This window comes from Nocardia neocaledoniensis (assembly GCF_003182135.1).
Classification (GTDB): domain Bacteria; phylum Actinomycetota; class Actinomycetes; order Mycobacteriales; family Mycobacteriaceae; genus Nocardia; species Nocardia neocaledoniensis.
Window position 1 is genome coordinate 563,868 of record NZ_QGTL01000002.1, and the last position, 25,793, is coordinate 589,660.

General features: G+C 70.6%; 29 protein-coding genes. 16 read left to right on the forward strand and 13 right to left on the reverse strand.

Going from position 1 to position 25,793, the window contains the following annotated elements; genetic code table 11:
- Positions 1 to 28 precede the first annotated feature (28 nt).
- Positions 29 to 652 carry a Uma2 family endonuclease gene (locus DFR69_RS06930; protein WP_110036578.1) on the forward strand — a complete coding sequence of 208 codons (624 nt, stop codon included), beginning with the start codon at positions 29 to 31 and terminating at the stop codon, positions 650 to 652.
- A gap of 13 nt (positions 653 to 665) precedes the next feature.
- Here the strand turns inward: DFR69_RS06930 and DFR69_RS06935 are convergent, their stop codons facing one another.
- The 3 genes from DFR69_RS06935 to DFR69_RS06940 all read right to left on the reverse strand — a co-directional run bounded on the left by DFR69_RS06935 (position 666) and on the right by DFR69_RS06940 (position 3,208).
- Positions 666 to 2,141 carry a DHA2 family efflux MFS transporter permease subunit gene (locus DFR69_RS06935; RefSeq protein ID WP_110036579.1) on the reverse strand — a complete coding sequence of 492 codons (1,476 nt, stop codon included), beginning with the start codon at positions 2,139 to 2,141 and terminating at the stop codon, positions 666 to 668.
- Positions 2,138 to 2,269, reverse strand: a complete 132-nt coding sequence (locus tag DFR69_RS35495; RefSeq protein ID WP_261774659.1) for a hypothetical protein — start codon at positions 2,267 to 2,269, stop codon at positions 2,138 to 2,140. Before DFR69_RS35495 ends, DFR69_RS06935 begins: the two co-directional genes overlap by 4 nt.
- An 81-nt stretch (positions 2,270 to 2,350) precedes the next feature.
- Positions 2,351 to 3,208, reverse strand: a complete 858-nt coding sequence (locus DFR69_RS06940; RefSeq protein ID WP_167456177.1) for a glycine betaine ABC transporter substrate-binding protein — start codon at positions 3,206 to 3,208, stop codon at positions 2,351 to 2,353.
- A 247-nt stretch (positions 3,209 to 3,455) separates the two neighbouring features.
- On the opposite strand from DFR69_RS06940, the gene DFR69_RS06945 reads away from it, so the two are divergent.
- From DFR69_RS06945 to DFR69_RS06960, 4 genes are read left to right on the forward strand one after another with little or no spacing between them, the layout of a single operon-like run.
- Positions 3,456 to 4,340 (forward strand): ABC transporter substrate-binding protein, encoded by an 885-nt coding sequence (locus DFR69_RS06945; protein WP_233001525.1) that lies wholly within the window; start codon positions 3,456 to 3,458, stop codon positions 4,338 to 4,340.
- Positions 4,341 to 4,348: 8 nt separating this feature from the next.
- The gene (locus DFR69_RS06950) at positions 4,349 to 5,497 is read left to right on the forward strand and encodes an ABC transporter ATP-binding protein (RefSeq protein ID WP_110036581.1); all 1,149 of its coding nucleotides are present in this window, start codon (positions 4,349 to 4,351) and stop codon (positions 5,495 to 5,497) included.
- Entirely contained in the window at positions 5,494 to 6,150 is a 657-nt protein-coding gene (locus tag DFR69_RS06955; protein WP_110036582.1) for an ABC transporter permease, read from the forward strand. The genes DFR69_RS06950 and DFR69_RS06955 overlap by 4 nt, the downstream gene beginning before the upstream one ends.
- On the forward strand, positions 6,147 to 6,854 hold the full coding sequence (locus DFR69_RS06960; RefSeq protein WP_110036583.1) for an ABC transporter permease: 708 nt from the start codon (positions 6,147 to 6,149) through the stop codon (positions 6,852 to 6,854). The genes DFR69_RS06955 and DFR69_RS06960 overlap by 4 nt, the downstream gene beginning before the upstream one ends.
- 52 nt (positions 6,855 to 6,906) lie before the next feature.
- Here DFR69_RS06960 and DFR69_RS06965 read toward each other — a convergent pair whose 3' ends face one another.
- The 5 genes from DFR69_RS06965 to DFR69_RS06985 all read right to left on the reverse strand — a co-directional run bounded on the left by DFR69_RS06965 (position 6,907) and on the right by DFR69_RS06985 (position 11,550).
- A complete protein-coding gene (locus DFR69_RS06965) occupies positions 6,907 to 7,116 on the reverse strand; it encodes a CopG family transcriptional regulator (RefSeq protein WP_110036584.1) in 210 nt (69 codons plus the stop codon).
- A gap of 73 nt (positions 7,117 to 7,189) precedes the next feature.
- On the reverse strand, positions 7,190 to 8,410 hold the full coding sequence (locus DFR69_RS06970) for an NAD(P)-dependent malic enzyme (RefSeq protein ID WP_373867117.1): 1,221 nt from the start codon (positions 8,408 to 8,410) through the stop codon (positions 7,190 to 7,192).
- Between the two features lie 411 nt (positions 8,411 to 8,821).
- Positions 8,822 to 10,381, reverse strand: coding sequence for an FAD-dependent oxidoreductase (locus tag DFR69_RS06975; protein ID WP_110036585.1), 1,560 nt, complete (start codon positions 10,379 to 10,381; stop codon positions 8,822 to 8,824).
- Positions 10,382 to 10,432: 51 nt separating this feature from the next.
- The gene (locus tag DFR69_RS06980) at positions 10,433 to 10,699 is read right to left on the reverse strand and encodes a hypothetical protein (protein WP_110036586.1); all 267 of its coding nucleotides are present in this window, start codon (positions 10,697 to 10,699) and stop codon (positions 10,433 to 10,435) included.
- Positions 10,696 to 11,550 carry a PHP domain-containing protein gene (locus tag DFR69_RS06985; RefSeq protein WP_110036878.1) on the reverse strand — a complete coding sequence of 285 codons (855 nt, stop codon included), beginning with the start codon at positions 11,548 to 11,550 and terminating at the stop codon, positions 10,696 to 10,698. Before DFR69_RS06985 ends, DFR69_RS06980 begins: the two co-directional genes overlap by 4 nt.
- Before the next feature lie 67 nt (positions 11,551 to 11,617).
- On the opposite strand from DFR69_RS06985, the gene DFR69_RS06990 reads away from it, so the two are divergent.
- The gene (locus DFR69_RS06990) at positions 11,618 to 12,694 is read left to right on the forward strand and encodes a magnesium and cobalt transport protein CorA (RefSeq protein ID WP_244198124.1); all 1,077 of its coding nucleotides are present in this window, start codon (positions 11,618 to 11,620) and stop codon (positions 12,692 to 12,694) included.
- Here DFR69_RS06990 and DFR69_RS06995 read toward each other — a convergent pair.
- Genes DFR69_RS06995 through DFR69_RS07005 form a run of 3 tightly spaced genes read right to left on the reverse strand, consistent with a single transcriptional unit; the run spans position 12,691 to position 14,740 of the window.
- Complete coding sequence (locus tag DFR69_RS06995; RefSeq protein WP_186817331.1) at positions 12,691 to 13,272, reverse strand: suppressor of fused domain protein; 582 nt, start codon at positions 13,270 to 13,272, stop codon at positions 12,691 to 12,693. The genes DFR69_RS06990 and DFR69_RS06995 overlap by 4 nt on opposite strands.
- A 4-nt stretch (positions 13,273 to 13,276) precedes the next feature.
- Positions 13,277 to 13,771: a YflT domain-containing protein gene (locus tag DFR69_RS07000; protein ID WP_110036587.1), complete on the reverse strand. Its 495-nt coding sequence runs from the start codon at positions 13,769 to 13,771 to the stop codon at positions 13,277 to 13,279.
- Between the two features lie 12 nt (positions 13,772 to 13,783).
- Positions 13,784 to 14,740, reverse strand: a complete 957-nt coding sequence (locus DFR69_RS07005) for an HpcH/HpaI aldolase/citrate lyase family protein (RefSeq protein WP_110036588.1) — start codon at positions 14,738 to 14,740, stop codon at positions 13,784 to 13,786.
- A 33-nt stretch (positions 14,741 to 14,773) separates the two neighbouring features.
- On the opposite strand from DFR69_RS07005, the gene DFR69_RS07010 reads away from it, so the two are divergent.
- From DFR69_RS07010 to DFR69_RS07050, 9 genes are all read left to right on the forward strand, one after another.
- Positions 14,774 to 16,066, forward strand: coding sequence for a magnesium transporter MgtE N-terminal domain-containing protein (locus tag DFR69_RS07010; protein ID WP_110036589.1), 1,293 nt, complete (start codon positions 14,774 to 14,776; stop codon positions 16,064 to 16,066).
- Positions 16,063 to 16,653: a DUF1003 domain-containing protein gene (locus DFR69_RS07015; protein WP_110036590.1), complete on the forward strand. Its 591-nt coding sequence runs from the start codon at positions 16,063 to 16,065 to the stop codon at positions 16,651 to 16,653. The genes DFR69_RS07010 and DFR69_RS07015 overlap by 4 nt, the downstream gene beginning before the upstream one ends.
- Positions 16,654 to 16,768: 115 nt before the next feature.
- Entirely contained in the window at positions 16,769 to 18,151 is a 1,383-nt protein-coding gene (locus DFR69_RS07020) for a lytic transglycosylase domain-containing protein (RefSeq protein ID WP_167456178.1), read from the forward strand.
- 65 nt (positions 18,152 to 18,216) lie between these two features.
- The gene (locus DFR69_RS07025) at positions 18,217 to 19,074 is read left to right on the forward strand and encodes a lytic transglycosylase domain-containing protein (protein WP_110036591.1); all 858 of its coding nucleotides are present in this window, start codon (positions 18,217 to 18,219) and stop codon (positions 19,072 to 19,074) included.
- 20 nt (positions 19,075 to 19,094) lie between these two features.
- On the forward strand, positions 19,095 to 20,231 hold the full coding sequence (locus DFR69_RS07030) for an Mrp/NBP35 family ATP-binding protein (protein WP_110036592.1): 1,137 nt from the start codon (positions 19,095 to 19,097) through the stop codon (positions 20,229 to 20,231).
- A 36-nt stretch (positions 20,232 to 20,267) separates the two neighbouring features.
- Positions 20,268 to 20,588, forward strand: coding sequence for a DivIVA domain-containing protein (locus tag DFR69_RS07035; RefSeq protein ID WP_110036593.1), 321 nt, complete (start codon positions 20,268 to 20,270; stop codon positions 20,586 to 20,588).
- A complete protein-coding gene (locus tag DFR69_RS07040) occupies positions 20,585 to 21,217 on the forward strand; it encodes a DNA-3-methyladenine glycosylase I (RefSeq protein WP_110036594.1) in 633 nt (210 codons plus the stop codon). The genes DFR69_RS07035 and DFR69_RS07040 overlap by 4 nt, the downstream gene beginning before the upstream one ends.
- A gap of 80 nt (positions 21,218 to 21,297) precedes the next feature.
- Positions 21,298 to 21,465 (forward strand): DUF3117 domain-containing protein, encoded by a 168-nt coding sequence (locus DFR69_RS07045; RefSeq protein ID WP_011211259.1) that lies wholly within the window; start codon positions 21,298 to 21,300, stop codon positions 21,463 to 21,465.
- Positions 21,466 to 21,479: 14 nt separating this feature from the next.
- Positions 21,480 to 22,334 (forward strand): putative RNA methyltransferase, encoded by an 855-nt coding sequence (locus DFR69_RS07050; protein WP_110036595.1) that lies wholly within the window; start codon positions 21,480 to 21,482, stop codon positions 22,332 to 22,334.
- 79 nt (positions 22,335 to 22,413) lie between these two features.
- Here the strand turns inward: DFR69_RS07050 and glgA are convergent, their stop codons facing one another.
- Positions 22,414 to 23,580 carry a glycogen synthase gene (gene glgA, locus DFR69_RS07055; RefSeq protein ID WP_110036882.1) on the reverse strand — a complete coding sequence of 389 codons (1,167 nt, stop codon included), beginning with the start codon at positions 23,578 to 23,580 and terminating at the stop codon, positions 22,414 to 22,416.
- Positions 23,581 to 23,690: 110 nt separating this feature from the next.
- Here glgA and glgC point away from each other — a divergent pair, with 110 nt between their 5' ends.
- Complete coding sequence (glgC, locus tag DFR69_RS07060) at positions 23,691 to 24,908, forward strand: glucose-1-phosphate adenylyltransferase (protein ID WP_110036596.1); 1,218 nt, start codon at positions 23,691 to 23,693, stop codon at positions 24,906 to 24,908.
- Here glgC and DFR69_RS07065 read toward each other — a convergent pair.
- Positions 24,905 to 25,537, reverse strand: coding sequence for an O-methyltransferase (locus DFR69_RS07065; protein WP_110036597.1), 633 nt, complete (start codon positions 25,535 to 25,537; stop codon positions 24,905 to 24,907). The two genes, glgC and DFR69_RS07065, sit on opposite strands and share 4 nt — an antisense overlap.
- Positions 25,538 to 25,793: the final 256 nt, after the last annotated feature.

Sequence of the window (25,793 nt, forward strand, 5' to 3'; positions counted from 1 at the left end):
CACAACACGGCACAACTGAGGAGCGCACGTGTCCGCCATCTTCGATTGGGCAACCAGCGACAACCTGCAGCCGGAACCGGTGACGCTGGAGATCTGGCGCAAACTGCCGGAGGACTATTGCCGCCAGGTCGAGGTGGTGAACGGGGATATCGTCCGGGCCGAGTCTCCCCAACGCGCCCACCAGAAGGCCGCACGACGGCTCGCCGATCTCGTCGAATCCGCCGCTGAAGCCCATATCAGCCAGTACGGCGGCTGCCTCGATGTCGACACCGATTTCGATGTCGTGCTGTGGGAGGCACCGCGGACGACGATCAGGCGACCTGACGTCGCACTGATCGACTGCGCTCCCAACGACCTGCGCCCGCTACCCGCCTCCATGGTGAAGATCGCGATCGAAGTGGTGTCCCCAGGCAGCGAAATGGTCGATATCGCCGACAAGAAGACCGAGTACGCGCTCGCCGGCATTCCCTGGTACTGGCTGGTGTGGGTAGCCGACAACAGCATCAGCTTGATCAAGATCTTCGTTCTCGATCACGTTCTCGGTCAGTACACCCCACATCTGGAGCTTCGACCGTCGGACGGGCCGGTGACGATCGAAGCTCCGGTGCGCTGTGAGATCGACTGGAAGCGGCTGACCGACCTCGTCCGATGACGTTGTCGCGCGCTCAGGCGGCGGTGTCGGCCTTGGCGCGTTCGGTGGGTCTGCCCGCGCCGGACTTGGCGTGGCCGACGAACAGGGCCGAGGCGATGATGCCGATGACGAGGATGGCGGCGGGGAGCAGCATCGACTGGGACAGGGCGGTGCTGAACTCGTCGAGGACGTGGGGTGGCAGGGGGCCGGTGCCCATGCCCTCGCCGACCGGGGCGTCGCCGCCGAGCCCGTTGGCGGTGAGCCGGGCCGCGATCAGGGCGCTGATGGCGGCGCTGCCGAGGACCGAGCCGACCTGGCGGGTCGTGTTGTAGACGCCCGCGCCCGCGCCTGCCTGCGCGATCGGCAGGTTGTGGGTGGCCGTCGAGGCCAGCGGGGCCCAGATGCAGGCGTTGGCGAACCCGGCCACGGCCGCGACGAGCAGGAACCAGACGATCGAGGAGTCCGGCCGCATCAGGGCGGCGAAGCCGAAGATCGAGCCGGCGAACAGCGTGAAGCCGATGGTCGGCACCAGGCGCGGCGGCAGCCGGTCGGAGAACTTGCCGATCAGCGGCGCGCTGACGCCGGTCACGATCGCCATCGGCGCGAACACCAGCGCCGACGTGGTCGGCGACATCCCGCGCACGCCCTGCAGGTAGAAGTAGGCGGGCACCATCTGCGAGGTGACCGCGGCGCCCATGGCGGCGATCGCCAGGTTCGACAGCGAGAAGTTGCGATCCTTGAACAGGCTCATCGGCACCAGCGGCTCGCCCCGGTTCCTGGCCTGGTTGATCACGAACGCCACCAGCATCACCACGCCGAACCCGATCAGCAGCCAGATCCGCGGCGACCAGTCGTGCGTGTTGCCCTCCTGGATGCCGAACACCAGCGCCGTCATGCCGACGCCGCTGAGCACCACGCCGACGAGGTCGAACTTGTGGTCGTTGGTCGGCAGGGCGGGCACCAGCCACACGGCCAGCCCGAACGCGATGATGCCGACCGGCACGTTGACGATGAAGATCCACTCCCAGCCGAGATTGTCGACCAGCACCCCGCCCAGGATCGGGCCGACCAGCGTGGCCAGCCCCGCCACGCCGCCCCACAGGCCCATGGCCGCACCGCGCTTGTCGGGCGGGAAGGTGCGGGTGATCACGGCCATCGTCTGCGGTGTCATCAGCGCCGCGCCGATGCCCTGCGCGGCGCGCGCGGCGATCAGCATGCCGATGCTGCCCGACAGGCCGCACCACAGCGAGGCGCCGGTGAAGATCGCCAAGCCGATCAGATAGATGTTCTTCGGCCCGTACTTGTCGCCGAGCCTGCCGGTGACCAGCAGCGGCACCGCGTAGGTGAGCAGGTAGGCGCTGGTCACCCAGATGACGTTGGAGATGTCGCTGTTCAGGTCCGCCATGATCGCCGGGTTGGCGACCGCGACGATCGTCATGTCCAGCAGGATCATGAAGAACCCGACCACGAGCGCGAACAGCGCCAGCCACGGATTTCGTTGAGTGGTCATCGAAGCGGTTCCTTCTCGCGGGCCGACGCGAGGGCGTCGTCGACCGGGGTGGTTCCGGGCACGCGGCGGTGGGCGCACGACGAGAACACGCCGCCCTGGGCGTTGCCCGCGATATCGGTCAAGTGCACTTGTCGAGTATGCGCCCGGCGGTACGCGGCGGCCCGACAGGCCGGTCCGAACCCGCCATCGGGGGCGGGTCTCGCCGTAGGTCAGAGGCCGTGGGCGTCGAGCCAGGTGCGGGCGGCGGTGGCCGGGGTGGTGCCGGTGTCGACCTGGTGGACGAGGTCGACGAGGTCCTCGGTGGTGAGTTCACCGGCGACGTAGTTGAGCTTCTTCGATTCGGCGCGGTCGAAGATGCCGGAGCGGTAGACGGCGAGCAGGTTCTGGGCGCGCAGGGCGTACTTCGGATCGTCGAGGACCACCAGGTCGGCGGAATCCGCGTCGGCGGGTGGGCCGTTGACGACGCCCACCTGGATCTCGCCGTCGCGCAGGGCCTTTCGCAGTGCCGCCGGGTCGGGGTAGGGCTTGCTCGCGGCGAACGCGCAGTCGGCGAGCTGGGGCGGCGCGGTGGCGGCGAGGCCGGGGACCGCGGCGTATCCGGCGGTGAGTTCGGCGCAGCGCGGCGCCAGGGCGGCGACGGTGGTGACGCCGAGCTCGGGCGTGACGAGCAGCCGGGGGCGCAGGTCGGTGCCGTCGGCGGGGTCGGAGACCGACAGGCCCTGCGGCAGGGCGGCATTGACCGCGCCACCGACGGCTTCGGGGGTACGGGCGGGGGCGTCGGGATTCCAGCGGTCGAGCAGGGCGCCGTTGCGGGCGGGCAGGACCGCGATCCGGCCCGCGTCGAGATCGGCCAGTGGCGCCGGAGAGTCGCGCACGACCGTGGTCGGTGTGCCGGTCCTGGCCAGCGCCTGGGCATAGATCTCGGCGAGCAGAACTGATTCGGTGGAGGCGTCGGCGCCCACCGCGACCGGCGTCCGCGACTCGTCGGCGGCGCAGGAAACAAGGGCGAAAGACCAGGTGGTGACCAGTATCGCGGTGACCGTCCTCCGCACCGCTCGCGACCCCATCCGCCGACACCACCTTCCTGTATTTGCCGTCAACCCACGCAATTCGGCGCGACGCGGGGCAGTATGAACAACCAGAATGTACCCGCGGCCCCGTGGCCGCGTGCACAGCGCACTGCCCGCCTTTGCCGGAAGGACACCAGTGAAAACCGCGTTCGCCTCCTCCATACCTGGACAACGCCGACCGGCACGCCGCCTCGCCGTCCGAGCGGGCCGGGTGCTCGCCGCCGCCGTCGCACTGGCCGCCGCCATGATCGTCGCCTCCTGCGGCAACTCCGACCCGCTCGCCGCCAAGGGCGACTGCGCCAGCGACGCCCTGATCATCGGCTCGGCCAACTTCCCCGAGTCCGAGACCGTGGCCAACATCTACACCGAGGTGTTGCGGATCAACGGCTTCAAGGTCGACACGAAGTTCAACATCGGCAGCCGCGAGGCCTACATCCCCGCGCTGCGCCAGTGCGCGATCTCGCTGATCCCCGAATACACCGGCAACCTGCTGCAGTACTTGAACAAGGACGCCACCGCCACCGCCGAGCCCGAGGTGAACGCGGCACTGACCGCGGCGCTGGGCAGCGAGCTGGCCATCGCGACCCCGGCGCCGGGCCAGGATTCCGACGCGGTGGTCGTCACCCGCGCGACGGCCGACCGCTGGAAGCTGACCAGCATCGCCGATCTCGCCCCGCACTCGGCCGAGGTGAAGTTCGGCGCGCCCGCCGAGTTCGCGCAGCGCCCCGGCGGCCTGCCGGGCCTGAAGAAGAACTACGGGCTCGACATCACCGACGCCAATTTCGTGCCGATCGCCGACGGTGGCGGTCCCGCGACGGTGCGCGCGCTGGTCGACGGCCAGGTCACCGCGGCCGACATCTTCACCACCTCGCCCGCGATCGCGCAGAACAACCTCGTGGTGCTCGCCGACCCGAAGAGCAACTTCGCCGCCCAGAACGTGGTGCCGCTGTTCAATTCCGCCAAGAAGACCGACAAGGCGGTGGCCGTGCTCGACGCCGTCTCGGCCAAGCTCACCACCACCGAACTGATCTCGCTCAACACCGCGGTCTCCGGTGACAGCAAGATCGAGCCCAAGGCCGCCGCACTCGCCTGGATCACCGCGCAGGGGCTGAACTCCCCCATCGGCTAGGAGACCCGTTGTCCGACATCGAATTCCGCGGAATCGAGAAGACCTATCCCGATGGCACCAGGGCGGTGCGCGGCCTGGATCTGCGGATCGAGTCGGGGTCGTTCACCGTGTTCGTCGGCCCGTCGGGCTGCGGCAAGACCACCTCGATGCGGATGATCAACCGGATGGTCGAGCCCAGCGCGGGCACCATCACCCTCGACGGCCGCGACATCGCCGCGGTCGATCCGGTGCGGCTGCGCCTCGGGATCGGCTACGTGATCCAGAGCGGCGGGCTGCTGCCCAACCGCAAGGTGATCGACAATGTGGCGACCGTGCCGATGCTGCTCGGCGCCTCCCGCAAGGACGCCCGCGCCGCCGCGCTGGACGTGCTCGATCGCGTCGGCCTGGATCGTGGTCTGGCGCAGCGCTATCCGGCGCAGCTCTCGGGCGGTCAGCAGCAGCGCGTCGGGGTGGCGCGGGCCTTGGCCGCCGACCCGCCGGTGCTGCTGATGGACGAGCCGTTCAGCGCCGTCGACCCGGTGGTGCGCGCCGAACTGCAGGTCGAGATGCGACGGCTGCAGGCCGAGCTGCACAAGACGATCGTGTTCGTCACCCACGACATCGACGAGGCGATCACCCTCGGCGACCGGATCGCGGTGTTCGGGCGCGGCGGCGTGCTGCAGCAGTTCGACGCGCCCGAACAGGTACTCGCCCAGCCCGCCACCGATTTCGTCGCGGAGTTCGTCGGCCGCGATCGCGGCTATCGCGCGCTGTCGTTCCGCGCGGCCGACGGTGTCCCGCTGGCGCCGATCCGCACCGTCGAGGCCGGTGAGGTCGCCGGACTGCGGCTGGCGCAAGGGGAATGGGCGCTGGTGGTCGACGCCGACGGCAAGCCGGGCGGATGGGTCGATGTCACCGGCGTGGAGGGTGTGCGCGCCGGGAAGCCACTGGCCGCCAGCGTGTCCGCGGGCGGGTCGCTGTTCACCCCCGACGGCGATCTACGCCAGGCGCTGGACGCCGCGATCTCCTCGCCGTCGGGTATCGGTGTCGCCGTGGACGATTCGGGCGCGGTGCGCGGTGGGCTGCTCGCCACCGACGTGCTCACCCAGCTCGCCGAACAGCGCGGCACCGAGGACGCCGAACGCAATCGGGAGTTCTTCGACCAGGACGCCCCGTGAGATACCTGATCGACAACTTCGCCGACATCATGGCGATCACCCGCGAGCACCTGGTCCTCGCGCTGGTCCCGTTGCTGCTCGGCCTGGTGATCGCGGTCCCGTTCGGCGCGCTGATCCGCGGCAACGGCTGGGCCCGCCGGATCACCACCACGGTCTCCAGCCTCGCCTACACCATTCCCTCGCTCGCGCTGTTCGTGATCATCCCGCCGCTGGTCGGGCTCTCGGCGATCGACCCGCTGAACGTGATCATCGCGCTCACCGTGTACTCCACCGCGCTGCTGCTGATCGCGGTACCGACCGCCCTCGACACCGTGCCCGCCGACGTGGTCGACGCGGCCGACGCGATCGGGTTCGGGCGGCTGCGGCGCACACTCACCGTCGATCTGCCGCTGGCGCTGCCGGTCTTCGTCGCCACGCTGCGGGTCGTGGTGGTCACCAATATCGCGATGGTGTCGGTCGGCGCACTGATCGGCGTCGGCGGGCTGGGCAAGCTGTTCACGCAGGGGTACCAGCGCGACTATCCCGATCAGATCGTCGCGGGCATCATCGTCACCCTGGCGCTGGCCCTGATCTTCGATCGGCTGGTGTTCCTGCTCGGCCGCCTCGCGACCCCGTGGACCCGCGCCGACGGGCGAGGAAAGGACGCCGCGTGAATCTGTTCGTCGACGCCTGGCAGTACCTGAGCGACGGGGCGAACTGGGGCGGCTCGGCCGGGATCGAGACCCGGCTGCTGCAACATCTCTGGTACAGCTTCCTCACCGTCGCGCTCTCGGCCGTCGTCGCGGTCCCGGTCGGCCTGCTGATCGGGCACACCCGGCGCGGCAGCGCGCTGTTGGTCGGCTTCGCCAATGCCATGCGAGCACTGCCGACGCTGGGTCTGCTCACCTTTCTGGTGCTGCTGCTGGGCCTCGGGCTGATCCCCCCGCTGCTGGCGCTGATCACGGTCGGCATCCCGCCGCTGCTGGCCGGCGCGTACGCGGGGATCGCGAATGTGCCCGCCGACGTGGTCGACGCCTCGCGCGCGATGGGGATGACCGAATCCCAGATCCTGCTCCGGGTGGAGGTGCCCAACGCCATGCCGGTGACGCTGGGCGGCCTGCGCAGCGCCACCCTGCAGGTGGTGGCGACCGCGACGATCGCGGCCTACGTCAACCTCGGTGGGCTCGGCCGCTACATCTTCGACGGGATCGGGCTGTATCGCTATGACCTCGTCCTCGTGGGCGCGCTCCTGGTGGCGGTGCTCGCTCTTGTGCTGGACGCGCTGCTGGCGGCGGCGGTCTGGCTGAGCGCGCCGGGCACCGGGCGGCTGGCGCGCGGGACGATCGTCGACGCCGACGCGGCGCCGGTCACGGAGTAGTCGAGGACGATCCGCGCGAGCCTGCCAGGAACTGCCCCCGCCGCGACGGTGATCAGTCGTCGCCGAGCAGCGCGCGCAGGTGCGGATCGGCCGCAAGCACCTGCTGCATGCGGGCACGCTCCTGCACGCGGTGGGCGCGCGTCTGCAGCCACTCCTGTACGGCCGTCACCACCGCCGCGTTCACCGACAGGCCGTCGGCCTCGGCCGCACCGGCGAGTTGTGCGTACACCTCGTCGGGAAGCTGCGCGGAGAAGGTCGTCATCCCCCGATGATCCCAGACAACGCGACAGCGCCCCGTTCCGGGGAACGGGGCGCTGTCGAGGGACTGCTACGGACTAGGCGACGCCCTCGGCGCGCGCGGCCTCGGCCACGGCCTCGGCGACCGCCGGAGCAACGCGCGGGTCCAGCGGGCTCGGGATGATCCGGTCCACGGCCAGCTCGTCGGCGACCACGCCGAAGATGGCGTCGGCGGCGGCGACCTTCATGCCCTCGGTGATCCGGCGGGCGCCCGCGTCGAGCGCGCCCTTGAACACACCGGGGAAGGCCAGCACGTTGTTGATCTGGTTCGGGAAGTCGCTGCGGCCGGTCGCGACGATCGCGGCGTACTTGGCGGCCACCTCGGGGTGGATCTCCGGATCCGGGTTCGACATGGCGAACACGATCGACTCCGGCGCCATCGAGGCGATGAGCTCCTCGGGGATGGTGCCCGCGGACAGGCCGAGGAACACATCGGCCCCGGCCAGCGCCTCGGCGGCGCCACCGGTGAGCCCGCGCGGGTTGCTGCGGGCGGCCAGGTCGGCCTTCACGCCGTTGAGACCGTCGCGACCGGCGCTGACGATGCCCTTCGAGTCGAGCACGACCACATCGGGCACACCGGCGGCGAGCAGGATGTTGGCGCAGGCCACACCGGCCGCGCCGGCGCCGGAGACGACGACCTTGAGCGCGGACATGTCGCGACCCTGCTGCGCGGCGGCGCCCTTGAGCGCGGCCAGCACCACGATGGCGGTGCCGTGCTGGTCGTCGTGCATGACGGGGCAGTCCAGCGCCTCGATCACGCGCTGCTCGATCTCGAAGCAGCGCGGCGCGGAGATGTCCTCGAGGTTGACCGCGCCGAAGCTCGGGCGCAGGCGGATCAGGGTCTCGACGATCTCGTCCGGATCGGTGGTGTCGAGCACCAGCGGGATCGAGTTCAGGCCGGCGAACTTCTTGAACAGCGCGGCCTTGCCCTCCATCACCGGCAGCGAGGCGCGCGGGCCGATGTCACCGAGGCCGAGCACGGCGGTGCCGTCACTGACCACGACCACGAGGCGGTCGGTCCAGGTGTAGGTCTTGGTGAGCGCCGCGTCCTCCGCGATCGCCCGGCTGACCTGGGCGACACCGGGGGTGTACGCGATCGACAGATCGCGCTGGGTCTCGAGCGGGGCACTGAGCTCGACCGAAAGCTTGCCACCGAGGTGGCCCGCGAAGATTTCGTCGTGGGTGATGGCAGCGAGGCTCGCTGCGTCATCGGCCTTGGGCGCCGCGGTGGCATTCGGTGCGTCAGTCACAGGTGACACGATTTCACTCCTGCTCGAGTCGGACTCAACCGGGGGACGGTTACCGCCGGGTATATCGGGATTACGGAATTCACAGAGCGCTCAGGGGTGCGCAGCCAGGGCGAACACGGGTGAAACCGGGTCGTGTGGCGCGGCACGGATCCGCCGAGCGGAGCCGGACGGGTGGTCCGGGCGGACAAACGGGTCGGCACTCGGCCGCGACGGTGCGTCGCGGGGCGGAGGCCCACCTCGGTCCCCGTACCCGGCGGTGGCTTGGGCAGGGAATCCGCAACATTCTGCCAGCCCGGACGAGGACTTGCCAAACCGGTCCCGTGTGTCTCCCGGCCGCGCGTCATGGATCGAGGGTAGCGGCGGGGAATTGCCGTGGCGTTAGCGAAATCTCGCGGCCGAGGGGGAACATCCGGTGAACAGTCACACCGCGACGGGTCGGCTCGCGGTGAGCTCGCCGCCGAGTGTGTCGGGTCCGTCGACCCGCCGCACCCACACCGCGTCGAGACCACCGCAGCGCTGCCCCACCGCCCAGTCGGCGCTCGCGGCCGGGTGGTCGATGCGCCGGTGCAGGCCGCGGCTCTCGGTGCGCGCGAGCGCGCTGTGACCCGCCCACCGCGCGACCGCGAGGAGCGCGGCCGCCTGCCTGGCCTTGACCTGCCCGACGCCGATGCCGCCGAGTTCGTAGCGCGCCCCCGGCCACAGCGCGTCCAGCTCGGCGATGCTGTTGCGCAGGCTGCCCGCGCTGCGCCGGTAGCTGCGCCGCAGCGGGAGGGTGTGCTCCTGCACCAGGCCGATCACCGAGCGCGGGTCGAGGTGCGCGTGCGGGCCGAGCCCGGCGCCGGGCACCGGACGACCCGCGGTGGGGTGCTCCGCGGCCGCGGCGAAGGCGGCCGCGCCCGCGCCCGCCCAGGCTCCGGAGGCCAGCGCCCACGCGCCGCGCAGCCCGCCGGTCGCGCCCGCGGCCCCGGCGACGACCTCCCGGCCCGCGACCGCGCCCGCGGCGAAGAGCCCGGGCACCGTGCTGCGGCAGTCCGGGCCCGCCAGCGCCAGACCGCCCGAGCCCGCGACCGTCCCGCTCAGCACCGCGCGGACCGGCACCCGGCCCGCCGCGTCGACGGCGCCGTGCCTGCCGAGCCAGTGCCGCACCGTGTCGGGCACCTCGTGCAGCGCGGCGAAGACGCGGCGTCCGTCGGCGAGCGCGGCCAGCGAGGCCTGGTAGCCGCCGGGCAGTTCCGTGCCGTCCTCGTCGTAGAGCGCCGCGAAGTGCACCGAGAGTCCGGGCGCGACAGCCGGATTCGGATGCACCCGCGACAGCACCGGAGCGAGCCCGTAGGCGCCGGAGAATTCCATGCCCGACAGCTCGGCGCCGGCCTCCACCGCCATCAGCAGGCCCTCGCCGGTGTTCACCTCGGTGCCCGCGCCGCCGGACAGGAACGCGCAGCCGCCGGTGGCCAGCACCACCGCGCCCGCCGGGATCGTCCACGGCCGGAACTTGTTGTGACGCTGGATGCCCGCGGCGCCGACGACCGTGCCCGCGCCGTCGACGAGCAGATGCAGCGCCGGGTGATGATCGAGGACGCGCACGCCGAGCTCCAGCGCGCCGCGCCGCAGTCTGCGCAGATAGCTCGCGCCGTCGAGGCGAAGCACCGTCGGATCGGCATCGGTGGTGTCGGGCACGCGATGACGAGCGCCCGGCCACGACAGTAACCGCCGGTGGGTCTCGTCGATGACGCGTTCCAGCCAGGCGGGGTCGCCGAGACCGCCGCCGTGCCGCAGCGTTGCCGCCACCCGCTCGGCCCTGGCCGGACCCGGCGGGATGTCCCACAGCGCGGTGCTGCCGTAGACGGCCGGTCCGCTGGAGCCGCAGCGGCTCTTGTCCACCAGCACCACCCGCGCGCCCGCGGCGGCCGCGGAGACGGCGGCCCAGAGCCCGGCGGGTCCACCGCCGAGGATCAGAACATCCGTCTCGATGTTGCTCACAAAGAGAGATATTCGAGCACAGTTCACCCGGGCGCAACCATTACGCGCCCATCAACCCCACCACTGTGTCCACAGCAGCACGCCGGTCACCGTCAGCACGATCGCCGAGCCGGCGAAGGCGGCGACGCCGCGATGCCGATCGGCGAAGATCTGGGCCGCGACGACGGCCACCGCCGCGACGACGTGCCAGGTCAGCGATTCGGCACCGGGCCCGGGAAAGTCCCGGCGCGCGCCGATCACCGCGGCGCCGACCACGACGCACAGCAGCGCGACGACCCCGCCCGCGACGAGACCGCTGAACCCGCGCACCAGCGTCACGGTGCGATCACCGGCACCCCGCTCGCCTTGCCGATCAGCGCCTCGAACTGGTCGGGATCGGTCCGGCAGGCGCCGATCTCGATGGTCTTGTTGCGGCCGTGGTAGTCCGACGAGCCGGTGCGCAGCAGGCCGAGTTCGGCCGAAAGGTCGGTGAGCACAGCGCGATCGGCGTCGCTGTGGTCGGGGTGGTCGATCTCGAGGCCGCCCAGGCCCAGCGTGGCCAGCTCGCGGATCTCGTCGAGCGCGAGCAGCCTGCCGCGCTTGCGTGCCCGCACATGGGCCAGCACGCTGACCCCGCCCGCGGCGGCGATCAACCGCACCGCCCTGGTGAGCGGGGTGTCGGCCTTCTCCGCGTAGTACGGGCCGTGCGGGGCGAGCAGCTCCTGGAACGCGGCGTCGACGCTCGGGACGACGCCCGCCTCCACCAGGGCCCGCGCCAGATGCGGACGGCCGGCGGCCGGACCGGCCCCGGCCAGCACGGCGTCGGGATCGATGGGGAGCCCGTCGGCCACCATCTTGTCGGCCATCGCGCGCACCCGCGCCACCCGCTCGGCGCGCAACCGCTCCCGTTCCTCGGCGAACCCCTGGTCGGTGGGGTCGAAGAGATAGGCCAGCAGGTGCACCGGCACGGGCCAGCCGTCCTCGCCCATTCCCTGGCACGACATCTCCATGCCGCGCACCAGCGTCAGACCGGGCGGGCGGGCCGCCTCGGCCTCGGCCCAGCCCGCGGTCGTGTCGTGGTCGGTGATGGCGACGACGTCCAGGCCCGCCGCGGCGGCGCGACGCACCAGCTCGGCCGGGCTGTCCGTGCCGTCGGAGGCGGTCGAATGGGTATGCAGATCAATGCGCACACCTTCAGTCTTACAGTGCGGTCTCGGCGGACGTACGCGCCGCCGTCGAGTCCGTAGCATCCCTGTCGTGCCTTCCCTCCCGCAGATGCCGTCTTTTCGCGGCCCCCAACGAACCACGCCGCCCCTGCCCCGGATCCGGGTGCCGACCGCGCGCGCCATCGTGGATTGCGGTGTCTACGTCGACGGGAAGCGCCTGCGCGGCCACTTCACCCCGCAGCAGGCGCTGGCCGAGGCGAGCGAGTCCGAGGACGGTTTCGTCTGGGTGGGTCTGCACGATCCGGACGAGGGGCAGATGGCCGACATCGCCCAGATCTTCGGCCTGCACCCGCTGGCCGTGGAGGACGCGGTGCAGGGCAGGCAGCGGCCCAAGCTGGAACGCTACGACAACACCCTGTTCCTGGTGATGCGCACGGTCAGCTACGTCGAGCACGACATCCACGCCATCAGCGAGATCGTCGAGACCGGCGACATCATGGTCTTCACCGGCCCGCACTTCGCGATCACCGTCCGCCACGGCGAGCACACCGGGCTGGCGGGGGTGCGGCGGGAGCTGGAGGACATGCCAGAGCAGTTGCGGCTCGGTCCGGTCTCGGTACTGCACACTGTCGCCGACCACGTGGTCGACTCCTACGTCGATGTCGCCACCTCGGTGGAATCCGACATCGACGAGATGGAGGAGGCGGTGTTCACGCCGGCCTCGAAGGTCGGCATCGAGTCGATCTATCAGCTCAAACGCGAAGTCGTCGAATTGCGCAGGGCGGTGGCACCGTTGGGACCGCCGCTGCAGGTCCTGGTGCAGAACCTGGATTTGCCGGTGCCCAAGGAGATCCGCCGCTATCTACGCGACGTCGCCGACCACCACACCAGCGTCACCGAGCACGTCACCTACTTCGACGAATCACTCAGCGGCCTGGTGAATGCCGCGCTGGCCAAGATCAGCGTCCAGCAGAGCACCGACATGCGCAAGATCGCCGCCTACGCCGCCATGGCCGCGGTGCCGACCATGATCGCCGGCATCTACGGCATGAACTTCGACTACATGTGGGAGCTGCACCAGCCCGCCGGCTATCCGGTGGTGGTGGCGATCATGGTGATCCTGTGCGGCCTGCTGTTCCGCAGTTTCCGCCGCAACAAGTGGATCTAGAGGTTCACCGCGCCACGCTCGGGATCACGCACGTCGATCCCCGCCTCAGCCCATGCCTCCCGCAGCGCCTGCGCGCCGCGGACCCGCACCCAGGCGGCCTCGGTCGCGGTCACCGGGGTGACGCTGAAATAGCGCACCGGTTCGGCGGGTTCGGGCAGCGCGACCTCGGCGATCTCGCTCTCACCGAGCAGCACGGCCGTGAACGGGGCATTGCGCCACAACGGTTCTCCCAGGTCCAGGAGCGCGTCCGCCTGCAGCACAACGCCTTCCACCGACGGCGTCGCCACCAGCACGCCGAGTGACCTGGCGACACCGGCCTGCGGTCCCGCCGAGGCCAGCAGCGAGAGCACCAGTTCGGCGCGCGGGCCACGCACCGGGTCGGCGAGCAGGTCGGCCGGATCGCCCATCGGATGCCGCGAGCCGCCCAGCGTCGCGTAGTGCACGGCGTCGCTGCCGGGGATGCGCAGGATCTCGATCGGTTCCAGGCCGAGAAAGGTCACCGAGGCCGAGTCGACCTGGTCGCGGGCCACCCCGAAGTGGTCCAGCACCGCGGTGCGGACCGTGTTCACCACGTCCATCGGGTCACAGGGCCAATCGAGCGAGCATGTCGCGGGCGCGTTCGGCGGTCTTCGGATCGCACAGCACGTCGTAGCGACCGGCCACCAGCTGCATCGTGGAGGCGAAGTCGCGCTGGCCGCGGGTCGCCGCGTACGGGATCGAGGTGGTGATCACGCCGAACACGATGCCGCCGAGCAGGCCGACCACCAGCGGGCCGAGCGCGCCGCCGGTGGTGGTGAACAGGCTCAGCAGCAGACCGAGGAACAGGCCGAGCCAGGCACCGGACACCACGCCGCCACCGATGACCTTGCCCCAGGTGAGCCGGTACAGGACCCGCTCCACCTGCATCAGGTCCACGCCGACGATGGTCACGTCCTGCACCGGGAACTGCCCGTCGGCCAGGTAGTCGACCGCGCGCTGCGCCTCGGCGTAGGTCGGGTACGAGCCGACCGGCCAGCCCGACGGCGGCGTCGGCAACGCCTGCCGTCCGCGGTTCGGGTTGCCCAAGGGATTCGTCATAGTCCCATTCTGCTAGTCCGCGACCGGCTGTGGTGGAGTGAAACGCGTCGTGCGCGTCATTCCCGCTGCTCGGCCCTTGTCCGCTATGACCTGCGCCATCTTCGCGCTGGCCTCATCGATCATTTCATCGCCGAGCATCACGGCCCCGCGCGCGCCGCCGGCCTCGGAGGTGTGGAAGGCGTAGGCGTCGAGGATCAGCTCGGCGCGGTCGTAGTCACCCTGGCGCGGGCTGAAGATCTCGTTGCAGGCCTCGACCTGGCTCGGATGCAGGACCCACTTGCCGTCGAAACCCAGTGCGGCCGTGCGGCCCGCCGCCCGGCGGAAGCCGTCGAGATCCCGGATCTGCAGGTAGGGACCGTCGATCGCCTGCAGACCGTGTGCGCGGGCGGCGAGCAGGATGGTCATCAGGATGTGGTGGTAGGCGTCGCCGACGTCGTAGCCCTCCGGCTGTTCGCCGACCACCAGGGTGCGCATGTTGATGCTGGCCATGAAATCGGCGGGGCCGAACACGAGGGCCTGCACGCGCGGGCTCGCCGTGGCGATGGCGTCGATGTTGCGCAGCCCGAGGGCGTTCTCGATCTGCGGCTCGATCCCGATCCGCCCGACCTCGAGCCCACTGGCCTTCTCCAGCTGGGTCAGCAGCAGATCCAGCGCCTGCACCTGGGCCGCGTCGGTGACCTTGGGCAGCAGGATCGCGTCCAGCGCCGCGCCGGCGCCCTCCACCACCATGATCACGTCGGCGTAGGTCCACTCGGTGGACCAGTCGTTGACCCGCAACACCCGCAGCTGCGAACCCCAGTCCGGCTCGTTCAGCGCGGCGACGATGTTCGCACGCGCCGCGGCCTTGGCGCCGGGTGCGACCGCGTCCTCGAGATCGAGGAATATCTCGTCCACCGGCAGGCCCTTGGCCTTGGCGATCATCTTGGGATTGCTGCCCGGTACGGCGAGCACCGATCGGCGAGGCTGCAAGGGCTCCTCCTCTGTTCGCCTAGCCTGAGGGTTATGGCAACCACCAGGGTGTACGTTGCCCGGCTCGCCGGTCTGACGGTGCTGGGCCCGGACGGGGAGTCTATCGGCCGGGTCCGCGACGTCGTCGTGGCCGTCCGGCACGGGCGCCAGCAACCACGGGTGCACGGCCTCGTCGTCGAATTGGTCACCCGGCGTCGGATTTTCGTGCCGATGCTGCGGGTCACCGCGATCGAGCCCGGCATCGTCACGCTCAACACCGGCACCGTGAGCCTGCGCCGCTTCGCGCAGCGGCCCGGCGAGATGCTCGCGCTGGCCCAGATCGTCGACAGCCAGGTACGGGTGAACGATCCCGGCCTGCCCGACCTGGACGGCGTCGACGTGTTCGTCGCCGATCTCGGCATCGAGCAGACCAGGACGAGGGACTGGGTGATCGGCCGGGTCGCGGTGCGCGGGCACCGCCGGATCGGGCGCAGGCGCACCGTGCACGTGGTCGACTGGTCGCAGGTCGACGGGCTGACCCCCGCCGAAGTGGGCAGGCCGGGCCAGGACGTCACCACCCTGCTCGAGCAGTTCGAGGGGCTCCGTGCGGCCGACGTCGCGCACCGGCTACGCGAACTGCCGGAGAAACGGCGCGTCGAGGTCGCGCTCGCGCTCGACGACGAACGCCTCGCCGACGTCGTCCAGGAGCTGCCCGACGACGACCAGGTGGACCTGCTCGGCCACCTCGAGGTGCGCCGCGCCGCCGACGTGCTCGAAGCGATGGACCCCGACGACGCCGCCGACCTGCTGGGCGAGCTGCCCGAGAGCGAGGCCGAATCGCTGCTGGCCCTGATGGACCCGGAGGAGTCCGAGCCGGTCCGTCGCCTGCTCGCGCACTCCCCCGACACCGCGGGCGGCCTGATGACGCCCAAACCGGTGGTGCTCGGTCCGTCGACCACCGTCGCCGAGGCGCTGGCCCGGGTCCGCGATCCCGATCTCACGCCCGCGCTGGCCTCGATGGTCTTCGTCGTGCGGCCGCCGACGGCCACCCCGACCGGCCGCTATCTGGGCTGCGTGCACATCCAGCAACTGCTGCGCGAGCCGCCCGCGCATCTGGTCGGCGGGATCGTCGACGCCGATCTGACGCCGCTGTCACCGGAACTGCCGCTCTCGGCGGTGACCCGCTACTTCGCCACCTACAACCTGGTGTGCGGACCGGTCGTCGACGCGGAGAACCATCTGCTCGGCGCGGTGACCGTCGACGACGTCCTCGATCATCTGCTGCCCGAGGACTGGCGCGAGGACGAGGAACCGTTCGCGCACATGGGTGAAGGGACGACGGCGTGAGTGAGAAGAATCCGGCGCGCGCCCGGCTGGAGACGCCGGTCGGGTCACGGTTCACGTTCGACTGGGACTCCGAGGCGTTCGCGCGCAGCAGCGAGAAGGTGGCCCGATTCCTCGGGACCGGGCGGTATCTCGCGATCCAGACGGTGATCGTGATCGTCTGGATCATCCTGAACGTGTTCGTGGTCGCGCTGCGCTGGGACCCGTACCCGTTCATCCTGCTCAATCTGGCCTTCTCCACGCAGGCCGCCTACGCGGCGCCACTGATCCTGCTGGCGCAGAACCGGCAGGACAACCGCGACAAGGTCTCCCTCGAGGAGGACCGCAGCCGGGCCGCGCAGACCAAGGCGGACACCGAATTCCTGGCCCGCGAACTGGCCTCGCTGCGGCTGGCCGTCGGCGATGTCGCCACCCGCGACTACCTGCGCCGCGAGCTCGAGGAGATCAGGGAAGTGCTCGACCGCATCGACGCGGTTACCACGCCCGACGGCGCGCCGAAGCCGGAAAAGAAACGGAAGGCCGCCCGCAAGAAAACCTCCGGTCAAACACCCACTCCTACCCCGGTTTCGCCAGGTGGTTCAGACGAGTAACCGGAAATGCTCAACAACTACCTGACCGGTAGGTAACCTGGGTCACGTTGTTCCGGGCGGGCCGGAGGGGGACTTGCGGACCGCTGCTTCGACGAAGAGGGTTGGTGTGGCCGCAATGCGAATCTCTGCTCCGATAACGATGTCGGCCCTTGTCGTCGCGGGACTCGTCGCGTCCGGATCGACGGTGCAGACCGCGACGCCGAGCAAGGCGCCCACCGCGCCGGAGGCCCTGCTGGCGGCCGCCGCGAGCAGCACCGACGACGCGCCGGAGACCGACCCGTCCGAGGTCGTCGGGCTGCTCCCGATCGCGCAGGAGGCGCCGCGCAAACTGCGCGCGCTCACCCCGTCCGCGAACAGTCAGGCCCCCTTCGCCGGAACCGTTCCGCTGCAGAGCATCTCGCTGCCCACCGGCAGCGGCGCCCTCGGCATCCCCGAGATCGTGCTCGCCGCCTATCGCAACGCCGAGCTGGCGCTCGAGACGGCGCAACCGGGCTGCGGGCTCACCTGGAATCTGCTGGCCGGGATCGGTCGCATCGAATCCGGGCATGCCAGCAACGGCCGCACCGACGCCGCGGGCACCTCGACCACCCCGATCTTCGGGCCCGCGCTCGACGGCACTCTGCCGGGCAACGAGGTCATCAAGGAAGCCGACGGCGGCTTCGTCCGGGCCGTCGGTCCGATGCAGTTCCTCCCGAGCACCTGGGCCTTGTACTCCGCCGACGGCAACGGCGACGGCGCCACCGACCCGCACAACGTCTTCGACGCCGCGCTCGGCGCGGGCAAGTACCTCTGCTCGGGCGGGCTGAACCTGCGTGACGCGTCGCAGGAACTGCGCGCGGTGCTGCGCTACAACAACTCGATGTCCTACGCGGCCAATGTGCTGAGCTGGTCGGCCGCGTACCGCACCGGTGGCGCGCCGAGCCAGGTCACGATCTCGCCCGACATCGTGCCGCCGGGCAGCGCGCCGATGGTCTCGCCGAACGTGCTGGCCGCCTCGACCGACGCGCCCGTCACCGCGGCGCCGCCGTCGACGACCAACCAGCTGCCGCCCAACACCCCGAAGGTCACCACGCCGACGCAGGTGATGATCACGCTGCCAGGCCTGCCGCCGATCCCGTGCGGCATCTTCTGCCCGGCACCCGTCGCCCCGCCGCAGGACTGCGTCAGCGAGCCGGTGCCCGCCCAGATGCCGAACCCGGTCGACCCCGCGAAGCCCGCCGAGCAGACGTTCGGCGCTGCGGCGCCGAAGGATCCGGCCCAGCCCGAGCAGCAGGCCACCGATCAGCAGGCGAGCGCGCCGGTGTGCACGCCGGCCACCGCCGAGCCCGTGCCTGCGCCCGTCGAGAAGGCCACGCCGGTGCCGGAGAAGACGCCGGAGCCGGGCATCGAGGCGACCGAGGAGCCCGCGCCCGCCGCGCCCACGCCGACCCCGCAGCCCGGAATCACGTTGCCGTTCAACATCGTTATCCCGCTGCCGCCCGCTCCGCCCGCCCCCTGAGATCAAACCGAAATTCAGATCACAAGGGGGTAACAAAAGGGTCTCGGGTGCGGTAATCTCGGGGCATGGGTCGTCATCGGAAACAGCCTGCGACAACGGTTCGACGTAGCTCGCTCATCGCCCTGACCGGATTGGTTCCCGCCGGACTCGTGGCCGTCACCGCCGCGGCGACCGACGCGAGCACCGCGAGCACCGCGGCCGTCGAGCACGACCTGCCCGGTCTCGATGCCGAGGTCGCGCCCGATCTCGTCGCCGCGCCGCAGGCCGATGCCGCCGTGGTCGAGCACGCGGAGGCCCGCCTCTCCCCCGCCGCCAACCCGGTGGTGAAAACCGTTGCGCTGCCCGACGATCGGGCGGCCAGCGATCTGCCCGCCGGACCGCTCGGCATCCCCGGCATCGCGGTCGCCGCCTACCAGAACGCCGAAGAGCAACTGGCCGTGGAGAATCCGCACTGCGGGATGTCCTGGTCGCTGCTGGCCGGGATCGGCCGGGTGGAGTCCACGCACGCCTACGGCAAGGCCGACGCCGACGGCAATCCGATCAAGGCCGTCTACGGCCCGGTCCTCGACGGCAGCCTCTACGGCAACAACGTCATCTACGACAGCGACGGCGGCGAGCTCGACGGCCTCGGCGGCTACGACCGCGCCATCGGCCCCATGCAGTTCCTGCCCGAGACCTGGCACCGCTACGCCGCCGACGGCAACGCCGACGGCATCTCCGACCCGCAGAACCTCTTCGACGCCGCGCTCACCGCCGGCCGCTACCTGTGCGACGGCGGCCTGAACATGCGCGACCTCTCCCAGCAGTCCAAGGCGATCCTGCGCTACAACAACTCGATGGCCTACGTCGCCAACGTCATGGCCTGGTCCGGCTCGTACTCGAGCGGCCTCGCCCCCAAGCCCCAAGACCTGCCCCGAATCTGAGGCAGCATAAAATCGGGCATATGTCAGTGATTACGGAAGCGGATGTGCGGGCGGCGCTCGCGAAGGTCGACGACCCGGAGATCCGCAAGCCGATCACCGAGTTGGGCATGGTCAAGTCCATCGCCATCGCCGAGAGCGGTGATGTGCACGTCGAGGTGTATCTGACCACCTCGGGATGCCCGCTGCGGACCGAGATCGTGCAGCGGGTCACCAAGGCTGTCGCCGATGTGCCCGGCGCGGGCGCGGTGACCGTGGATCTCGACGTGATGAGCGACGAGCAGCGCACCGAGCTGCGCAAGTCGCTGCGCGGCGACTCGGCCGAGCCGGTGATCCCGTTCGCCCAGCCCGGCTCGCTCACCCGGGTGTACGCCGTCGCCTCCGGCAAGGGCGGTGTCGGCAAGTCCAGCGTCACCGCGAACCTGGCCGTCGCGCTGGCCCAGCGCGGCCTGTCGGTCGGCGTGCTCGACGCCGACATCTACGGCCACTCCATTCCGCGCATGCTCGGCACCGACGCCCGCCCGACCCAGGTCGAGCGGATGATCATGCCGCCGATCGCGCACGACGTGAAGATGATCTCGATCGCGCAGTTCACCCAGGGCAACACGCCCGTGGTGTGGCGCGGTCCGATGCTGCACCGCGCGCTGCAGCAGTTCCTCGCCGACGTGTTCTGGGGCGATCTGGACGTGCTGCTGCTCGACCTGCCGCCCGGCACCGGCGACGTCGCGATCTCCATCGCGCAGCTGATCCCCGGCGCGGAGATCCTCGTCGTCACCACCCCGCAGATCGCGGCCGCCGAGGTCGCCGAGCGCGCGGGTGCCATCGCCCTGCAGACGCGGCAGCGGATCGCGGGCGTGGTGGAGAACATGTCCTGGCTCGATCTGCCCGACGGCTCGCGGATGGAGCTCTACGGCTCCGGCGGCGGCCAGGTCGTCGCCGATCGGCTGACCCGCGCGGTCGGCGCCACGGTGCCGCTGCTCGGCCAGATCCCGATCGAGCAGGCGCTGCGCGAGGGCGGCGACGCGGGCACCCCGATCGTGCTCGGCGACCCGGACAATCCGGCCGCCAAGGCCCTGCGCGGGGTGGCCGACAAGCTCGCCGTCCGCAAGCGTGGGCTGGCAGGCATGTCGCTGGGCATCGATACCACCCGCCATCTCTGAACCGGAGTTGTCGGTGGGGTTGCCTAGGCTGTGCACATGCTGACGCTGCTGCTCTACGTGCTCATCGTCGGACTCGTCGCGGCGATGCTCTTCCTCGTGGCCAGTGCCGTGTTCGGCCGGTCCGAGGAGCTGGGCCCGTTACCCGAGGGCACGACCGCCACGGTGCTGCCCGCTCAGGGCGTCACCGGCGCCGATGTGCGCGCGCTGCGGTTCCAGCAGGTGATGCGCGGCTACAAGGCCGGTGAGGTCGACTGGGCGCTCGGCAGGCTGGCCGAGCGGATCGACGAGCTCGAGTTCGAGCTGGCGCAGATGCGGCAGTGGCAGGCCCAGGTGGCGCCCGGCCAGGAACGACCGTGACCGACCTCCCCGACGACGGTCTCGTCCGCTGCACCTGGGCGGGCGGCTCCCAGCTCTATCGCGACTATCACGACACCGAGTGGGGCACGCCCCTGCACGGCGACGACGCACTGTTCGAACGGCTGTGTCTCGAGGCGTTCCAGTCCGGGCTGGCCTGGATCACCATCCTGCGTAAACGGCCCGCCTTCCGCGCCGCCTTCGCCGGCTTCGAGATCGCGAAGGTCGCCGAGTTCGGTGACGAAGATCGCACCCGGCTCATGGCCGACGCGGGCATCGTGCGCAACCGCGCCAAGATCGACGCGGCCATCGCCAACGCGAAGGTTGCTCGGGACCTGCCGGTGAGCCTGGACGAGCTGCTGTGGTCGTTCGCGCCCGCGCCACGCCCGCGCCCGGCGACGAACGCGGACGTCCCCGCGGCGACTCCCGAATCCATTGCTCTGGCAAAGGAATTGAAGCGTCGCGGCTTCGCTTTCGTCGGCCCGACCACGGCGTACGCCCTGATGCAGGCGACCGGAATGGTGGACGATCACCTGGCGGGTTGCTGGGTGCGCGCCGCCGCGAACGGAACCGACCCGGCGGTCACATTTCGTACTCAGGTGTCCGCCCGAGTCGGCAATAGGGAAGAATAGGACCGGTGTGGCCCGCCGAACACCCGGCGAGTCAGAGAACAGGTGCGCACTCGACCGCGCAGATCTGGAGGGAGCAGAGGATGGCGGCCATGAAGCCCCGTACCGGGGACGGTCCCCTCGAGGCAACCAAGGAAGGTCGTGGAATCGTCATGCGGGTTCCACTCGAGGGTGGCGGGCGTCTGGTCGTCGAACTCACACCGGACGAGGCTGCGGCGCTCGGTGACGAACTGAAGAGCGTCACCAGCTGACGGCACTCACCGAGCTGGCCGCGCTCCTGGCCTGCCCGGAGTGCGGAGCGGAACTGCGCGCGCACGACCGTGCGCTGCGCTGCGACACCCGGCACAGCTTCGACATCGCCCGCCAGGGCTATGTCGGGCTGCTGACCGGCGCGTCGACGAAGATGACCGGCGACACCGCCGACATGCTCGACGCCCGCGCGGCCTTCCAGAGCGCGGGCCACTTCGCTCCCGTCGCCACCGCCGTCGCGCGCGCGTTCGGCACGGCGGCCGCAGGCGATCCCCGCGACGCGGGCGACTCGTCTCCCGCCACCGTGATCCTCGAGGTCGGCGCGGGTACCGGCTACTACCTCGGCGAGGTGCTGACCGCCGAGCCGCAGGCGCGTGGGATCGCGCTCGACGTGTCGAAGCCCGCCGCACGCCGGGCCGCCCGTGCGCATCCCCGCATGGCTTCGGTGCTCGCCGACGCCTGGCGCGGCCTGCCGATCCGCGACGACGCTCTCACCGGGGTGCTGTCGGTCTTCGCCCCGCGCAATCCCACCGAGGTGGCCCGCGTGCTCGCCCCCGGCGGCCGTTTCGTCGTGGTCACCCCCACCGCGCGCCACCTGAACGAGCTGGTCGGCCCGCTCGACATGGTCCGCGTCGACCCGGACAAGGAACGCCGCCTGGCCGACTCCCTGGCAGGCGCCTTCACCCGCGCCGACCATTCCCTGGTCGAGTTCCCGATGAAACTGTCCCGGCACGACGTCACCAACGTCATCGCGATGGGCCCGTCCGCCTTCCACGGCACCCCCACCGACGACCCACGCATCGCCGCCCTCCCGGACACCACCGAGGTCACCGCCTCGGTCGACATCTCGGTCTATCTCCCGGCTTCCTGAACGACCCGGGCCACGGAGAACGTCCGCCTCTCACGCGGGCGATCGCTGTGAATCCTCGGCAGCGTCCGAGCCGGGCGCGTTACCGCAGCACACTCCGGTAGACCTCGACGGTCTGCTCGGCGATCCGTGCCCAGTCGAACTTCGCGATGGCCCGCGCCCGTCCGGCCTCGCCGTAGCGCGCGGACAGTTCCGCGTCACCGGCGACCGTGTTCACCGCGGCGGCCAGCCCGCGCTCGTATTCGGCGGTGTCGGCGGCGTCGTAGTGCACCAGCCGCCCGGTCTCGCCGTCCGCGACGACCTCCGGGATTCCGCCCACGTCCGAGGCGACGACCGCGGTCGCGCAGGCCATCGCCTCGAGGTTGACGATGCCGAGCGGTTCGTACACCGAGGGGCAGACGAACACCGCGGACGCGGTGAGGATCTGGCGCACCTGCTCGGTCGGCAGCATCTCCCTGACCCAGAACACGTTGCCGCGCCTGGCCTGCAATCCGTCGACGGCGGCGGCCACCTCGAGCTCGAGTTCCCTGGTGTCGGCCGCTCCCGCGCACAGCACGAGCTGGACGTCCGGGTCGAAATCCGCGGCGGCGGCGAGCAGATGACCGACGCCCTTCTGCCGGGTGATCCGGCCGACGAACGACACGATCGGCGCGTCGGCGCGGACGCCGAGCCGGTCGAGCACGGGCGCGTCCTCCCCCGCGGGCGGGCCGGGATGCCACACGCTCGCGTCGATCCCGTTGTGTACCACGTGGACCCGGCCCGGATCGATCGCCGGATAGGCGTCGAGCACGTCGCCACGCATGCCCTCGCTCACCGCGATGACGGCGTCGGCGTACTCCATCGCGTTGCGTTCCGACCAGGACGAGAGCCGGTACCCGCCGCCGAGTTGCTCGGCCTTCCACGGCCTGCGCGGTTCCAGCGAGTGCGCGGTGAGGATGTGCGGAATGCCGTAGAGCGCACCGGCGAGATGCCCGGCCAATCCCGAATACCAGGTGTGCGAGTGCACCACGTCGACGGCGCCGACGGCGTCGGCCATCCGCAGCTGCGCCGACATCATCTGCAGCGCCGCGTTGGCGGCGTAGAGCTCCGGATCGGGGCGGTGCACGACGGCGCCGTGGCGCGGCGCGCCCATGCAGTGCACGGTCACCTCCACCAGATCCCGCAGCCGGGAAGTGAGTTCGGTGACATGGACGCCCGCGCCGCCGTAGACCTCCGGCGGATACTCCCGGGTCAGCATCGCGACTCGCAGCGGGTCCGCCTCCGCCTGGGGGCTGTCGGTGCCAGAACTCACTGGTCCAAATTAGACCCTCGGGTCGACATGAGCCACCGTTGTGCCGCCCAGCCTGTACTTTGAGCAGGGTGAGGAGCCAGCCGCACGTACTCGGGATCGTGCTCGCCGGTGGCGAGGGCAAACGACTGTTTCCGCTCACCGCAGACCGTGCCAAGCCCGCGGTGCCCTTCGGCGGCGCGTACCGGCTGATCGATTTCGTCCTCAGCAATCTCGTCAACGCCGGCTATCTGCGTCTGTGCGTCCTCACCCAGTACAAGTCGCATTCGCTGGACCGCCACATCTCCCAGACCTGGCGGCTGTCGGGTTTCACCGGCGAATACATCACCCCGGTGCCCGCGCAGCAGCGGCTCGGCCCGCGCTGGTACACCGGCAGCGCCGACGCGATCATGCAGTCGCTCAACCTGATCTACGACGAGGACCCCGACTACATCGTGGTCTTCGGCGCCGACCACGTGTACCGGATGGACCCCGAGCAGATGGTGGCCAGCCACATCGCCTCCGGCGCCGGGGTCACCGTCGCGGGCATCAGGGTGCCGCGCAGCGAGGCGAGCGCGTTCGGCTGCATCGACTCCGACGAGTCCGGCCGGATCACCCAGTTCCTGGAGAAGCCCGCGCACCCGCCCGGCACCCCCGACGACCCGAACATGACCTTCGCGTCGATGGGCAACTACGTGTTCACCACCCGCGTGCTCGTCGACGCCATCCGGGCCGACGCCGAGAACTCCGATTCCGATCACGACATGGGCGGCGACATCATCCCGTCGCTGGTCGCCGAGGGCAAGGCGGCCGTCTACGATTTCGCCGACAACGACGTGCCCGGCGCCACCGAACGCGACCGCGGCTACTGGCGCGACGTCGGCACCATCGACGCCTTCTACGACGCGCACATGGACCTGGTGTCGGTGCACCCGGTGTTCAACCTCTACAACAAGCACTGGCCGATCCGCGGCGCCGCGGAGAACCTGCCGCCGGCGAAGTTCGCGCGCGGCGGCCTGGCCCAGGAGTCGATCGTGGGCGCCGGGTCGATCCTGTCGGCGGCCACTGTGCGCAATTCGGTGCTCAGCTCGAACGTGATGATCGACGACGGCGCCACCGTCGAGGGCAGCGTGCTCATGCCCGGCGTGCGGATCGGCAAGGGCGCGGTGGTGCGCCACGCCATCCTGGACAAGAACGTGGTGGTCGGCGAGGGCGAGATCATCGGCGTCGACCTGGAACGCGATCGGGAGCGTTTCGCGGTGAGCCACGGCGGCGTGGTCACCGTCGGCAAGGGGATCTGGGTCGGTTAGCCCCGCGAGGCGCAGAGCAGGCCGTCGCCGATCGGGATCAGCACGCTGGTGAGCTCGGGGTTCTCGGCGATCGCCCGGGTCGCCGCGCGGACGGCCTGGGTGGCCGGGTCACGCTGGGCCTGATCGGGCACGCGACCGCCGAGCAGGGCGTTGTGCAGGATGAACGCGCCGCCCTCGCGCAGCAGGCGGACACCCTGCTCCACATAGTGCGGATGTTCCATGGGCGAGGCGTCGACGAAGACGAGGTCGTAGGCGCCGTCGGCGAGGCGCGGCAGCACGTCGAGCGCGCGGCCGTTGATCAGCCGGGTCCTGGCCGGGGCGATCTCGGCGGTGCGGAAGGCCTCCTTGGCGGCGCGCTGATGCTCGGGCTCGGAGTCGATCGTGGTGAGGGTGCCGTCCTCACGCATGCCGTCGAGCAGCCACAAACCGCTGATCCCGGCCCCGGTGCCGATCTCGACGACCGCGCGGGCGCCCAGCATCTGCGCGTACATGCTCAGCAGGGCGCCGACGGAGGCGGGCACGGGCGCCGCGCCCAGCTCGGTGGCCCGTTCGCGCGCGTCGAGCAGGACTTCGTCCTCGACGACGGACTCCTCCACATAAGTCAGGTTGCGCTCCACGTTCGATGCCACAGCTAAGAGGCTATGTCACGGGAGGGGTCTGTGTATTCAGCGAAAGCGGCGGTGCCGGTGGGTGTCGTCCCGGAACCCGGCAATTGCCGAAGGTTTGCGGAACGGTCACGAAGGGCTCCGAACTGCTGCTTTTCCGGTGCCGGCGGGGTTAGGGTCGGGTCCGGCACGGATTCTCAGGTCACACTCAGGATCTCCACACCTGGCCCATATCGGGGCAGGAAATAGTTGCCCTACGCAAGACCAGCCGATCGCGGCG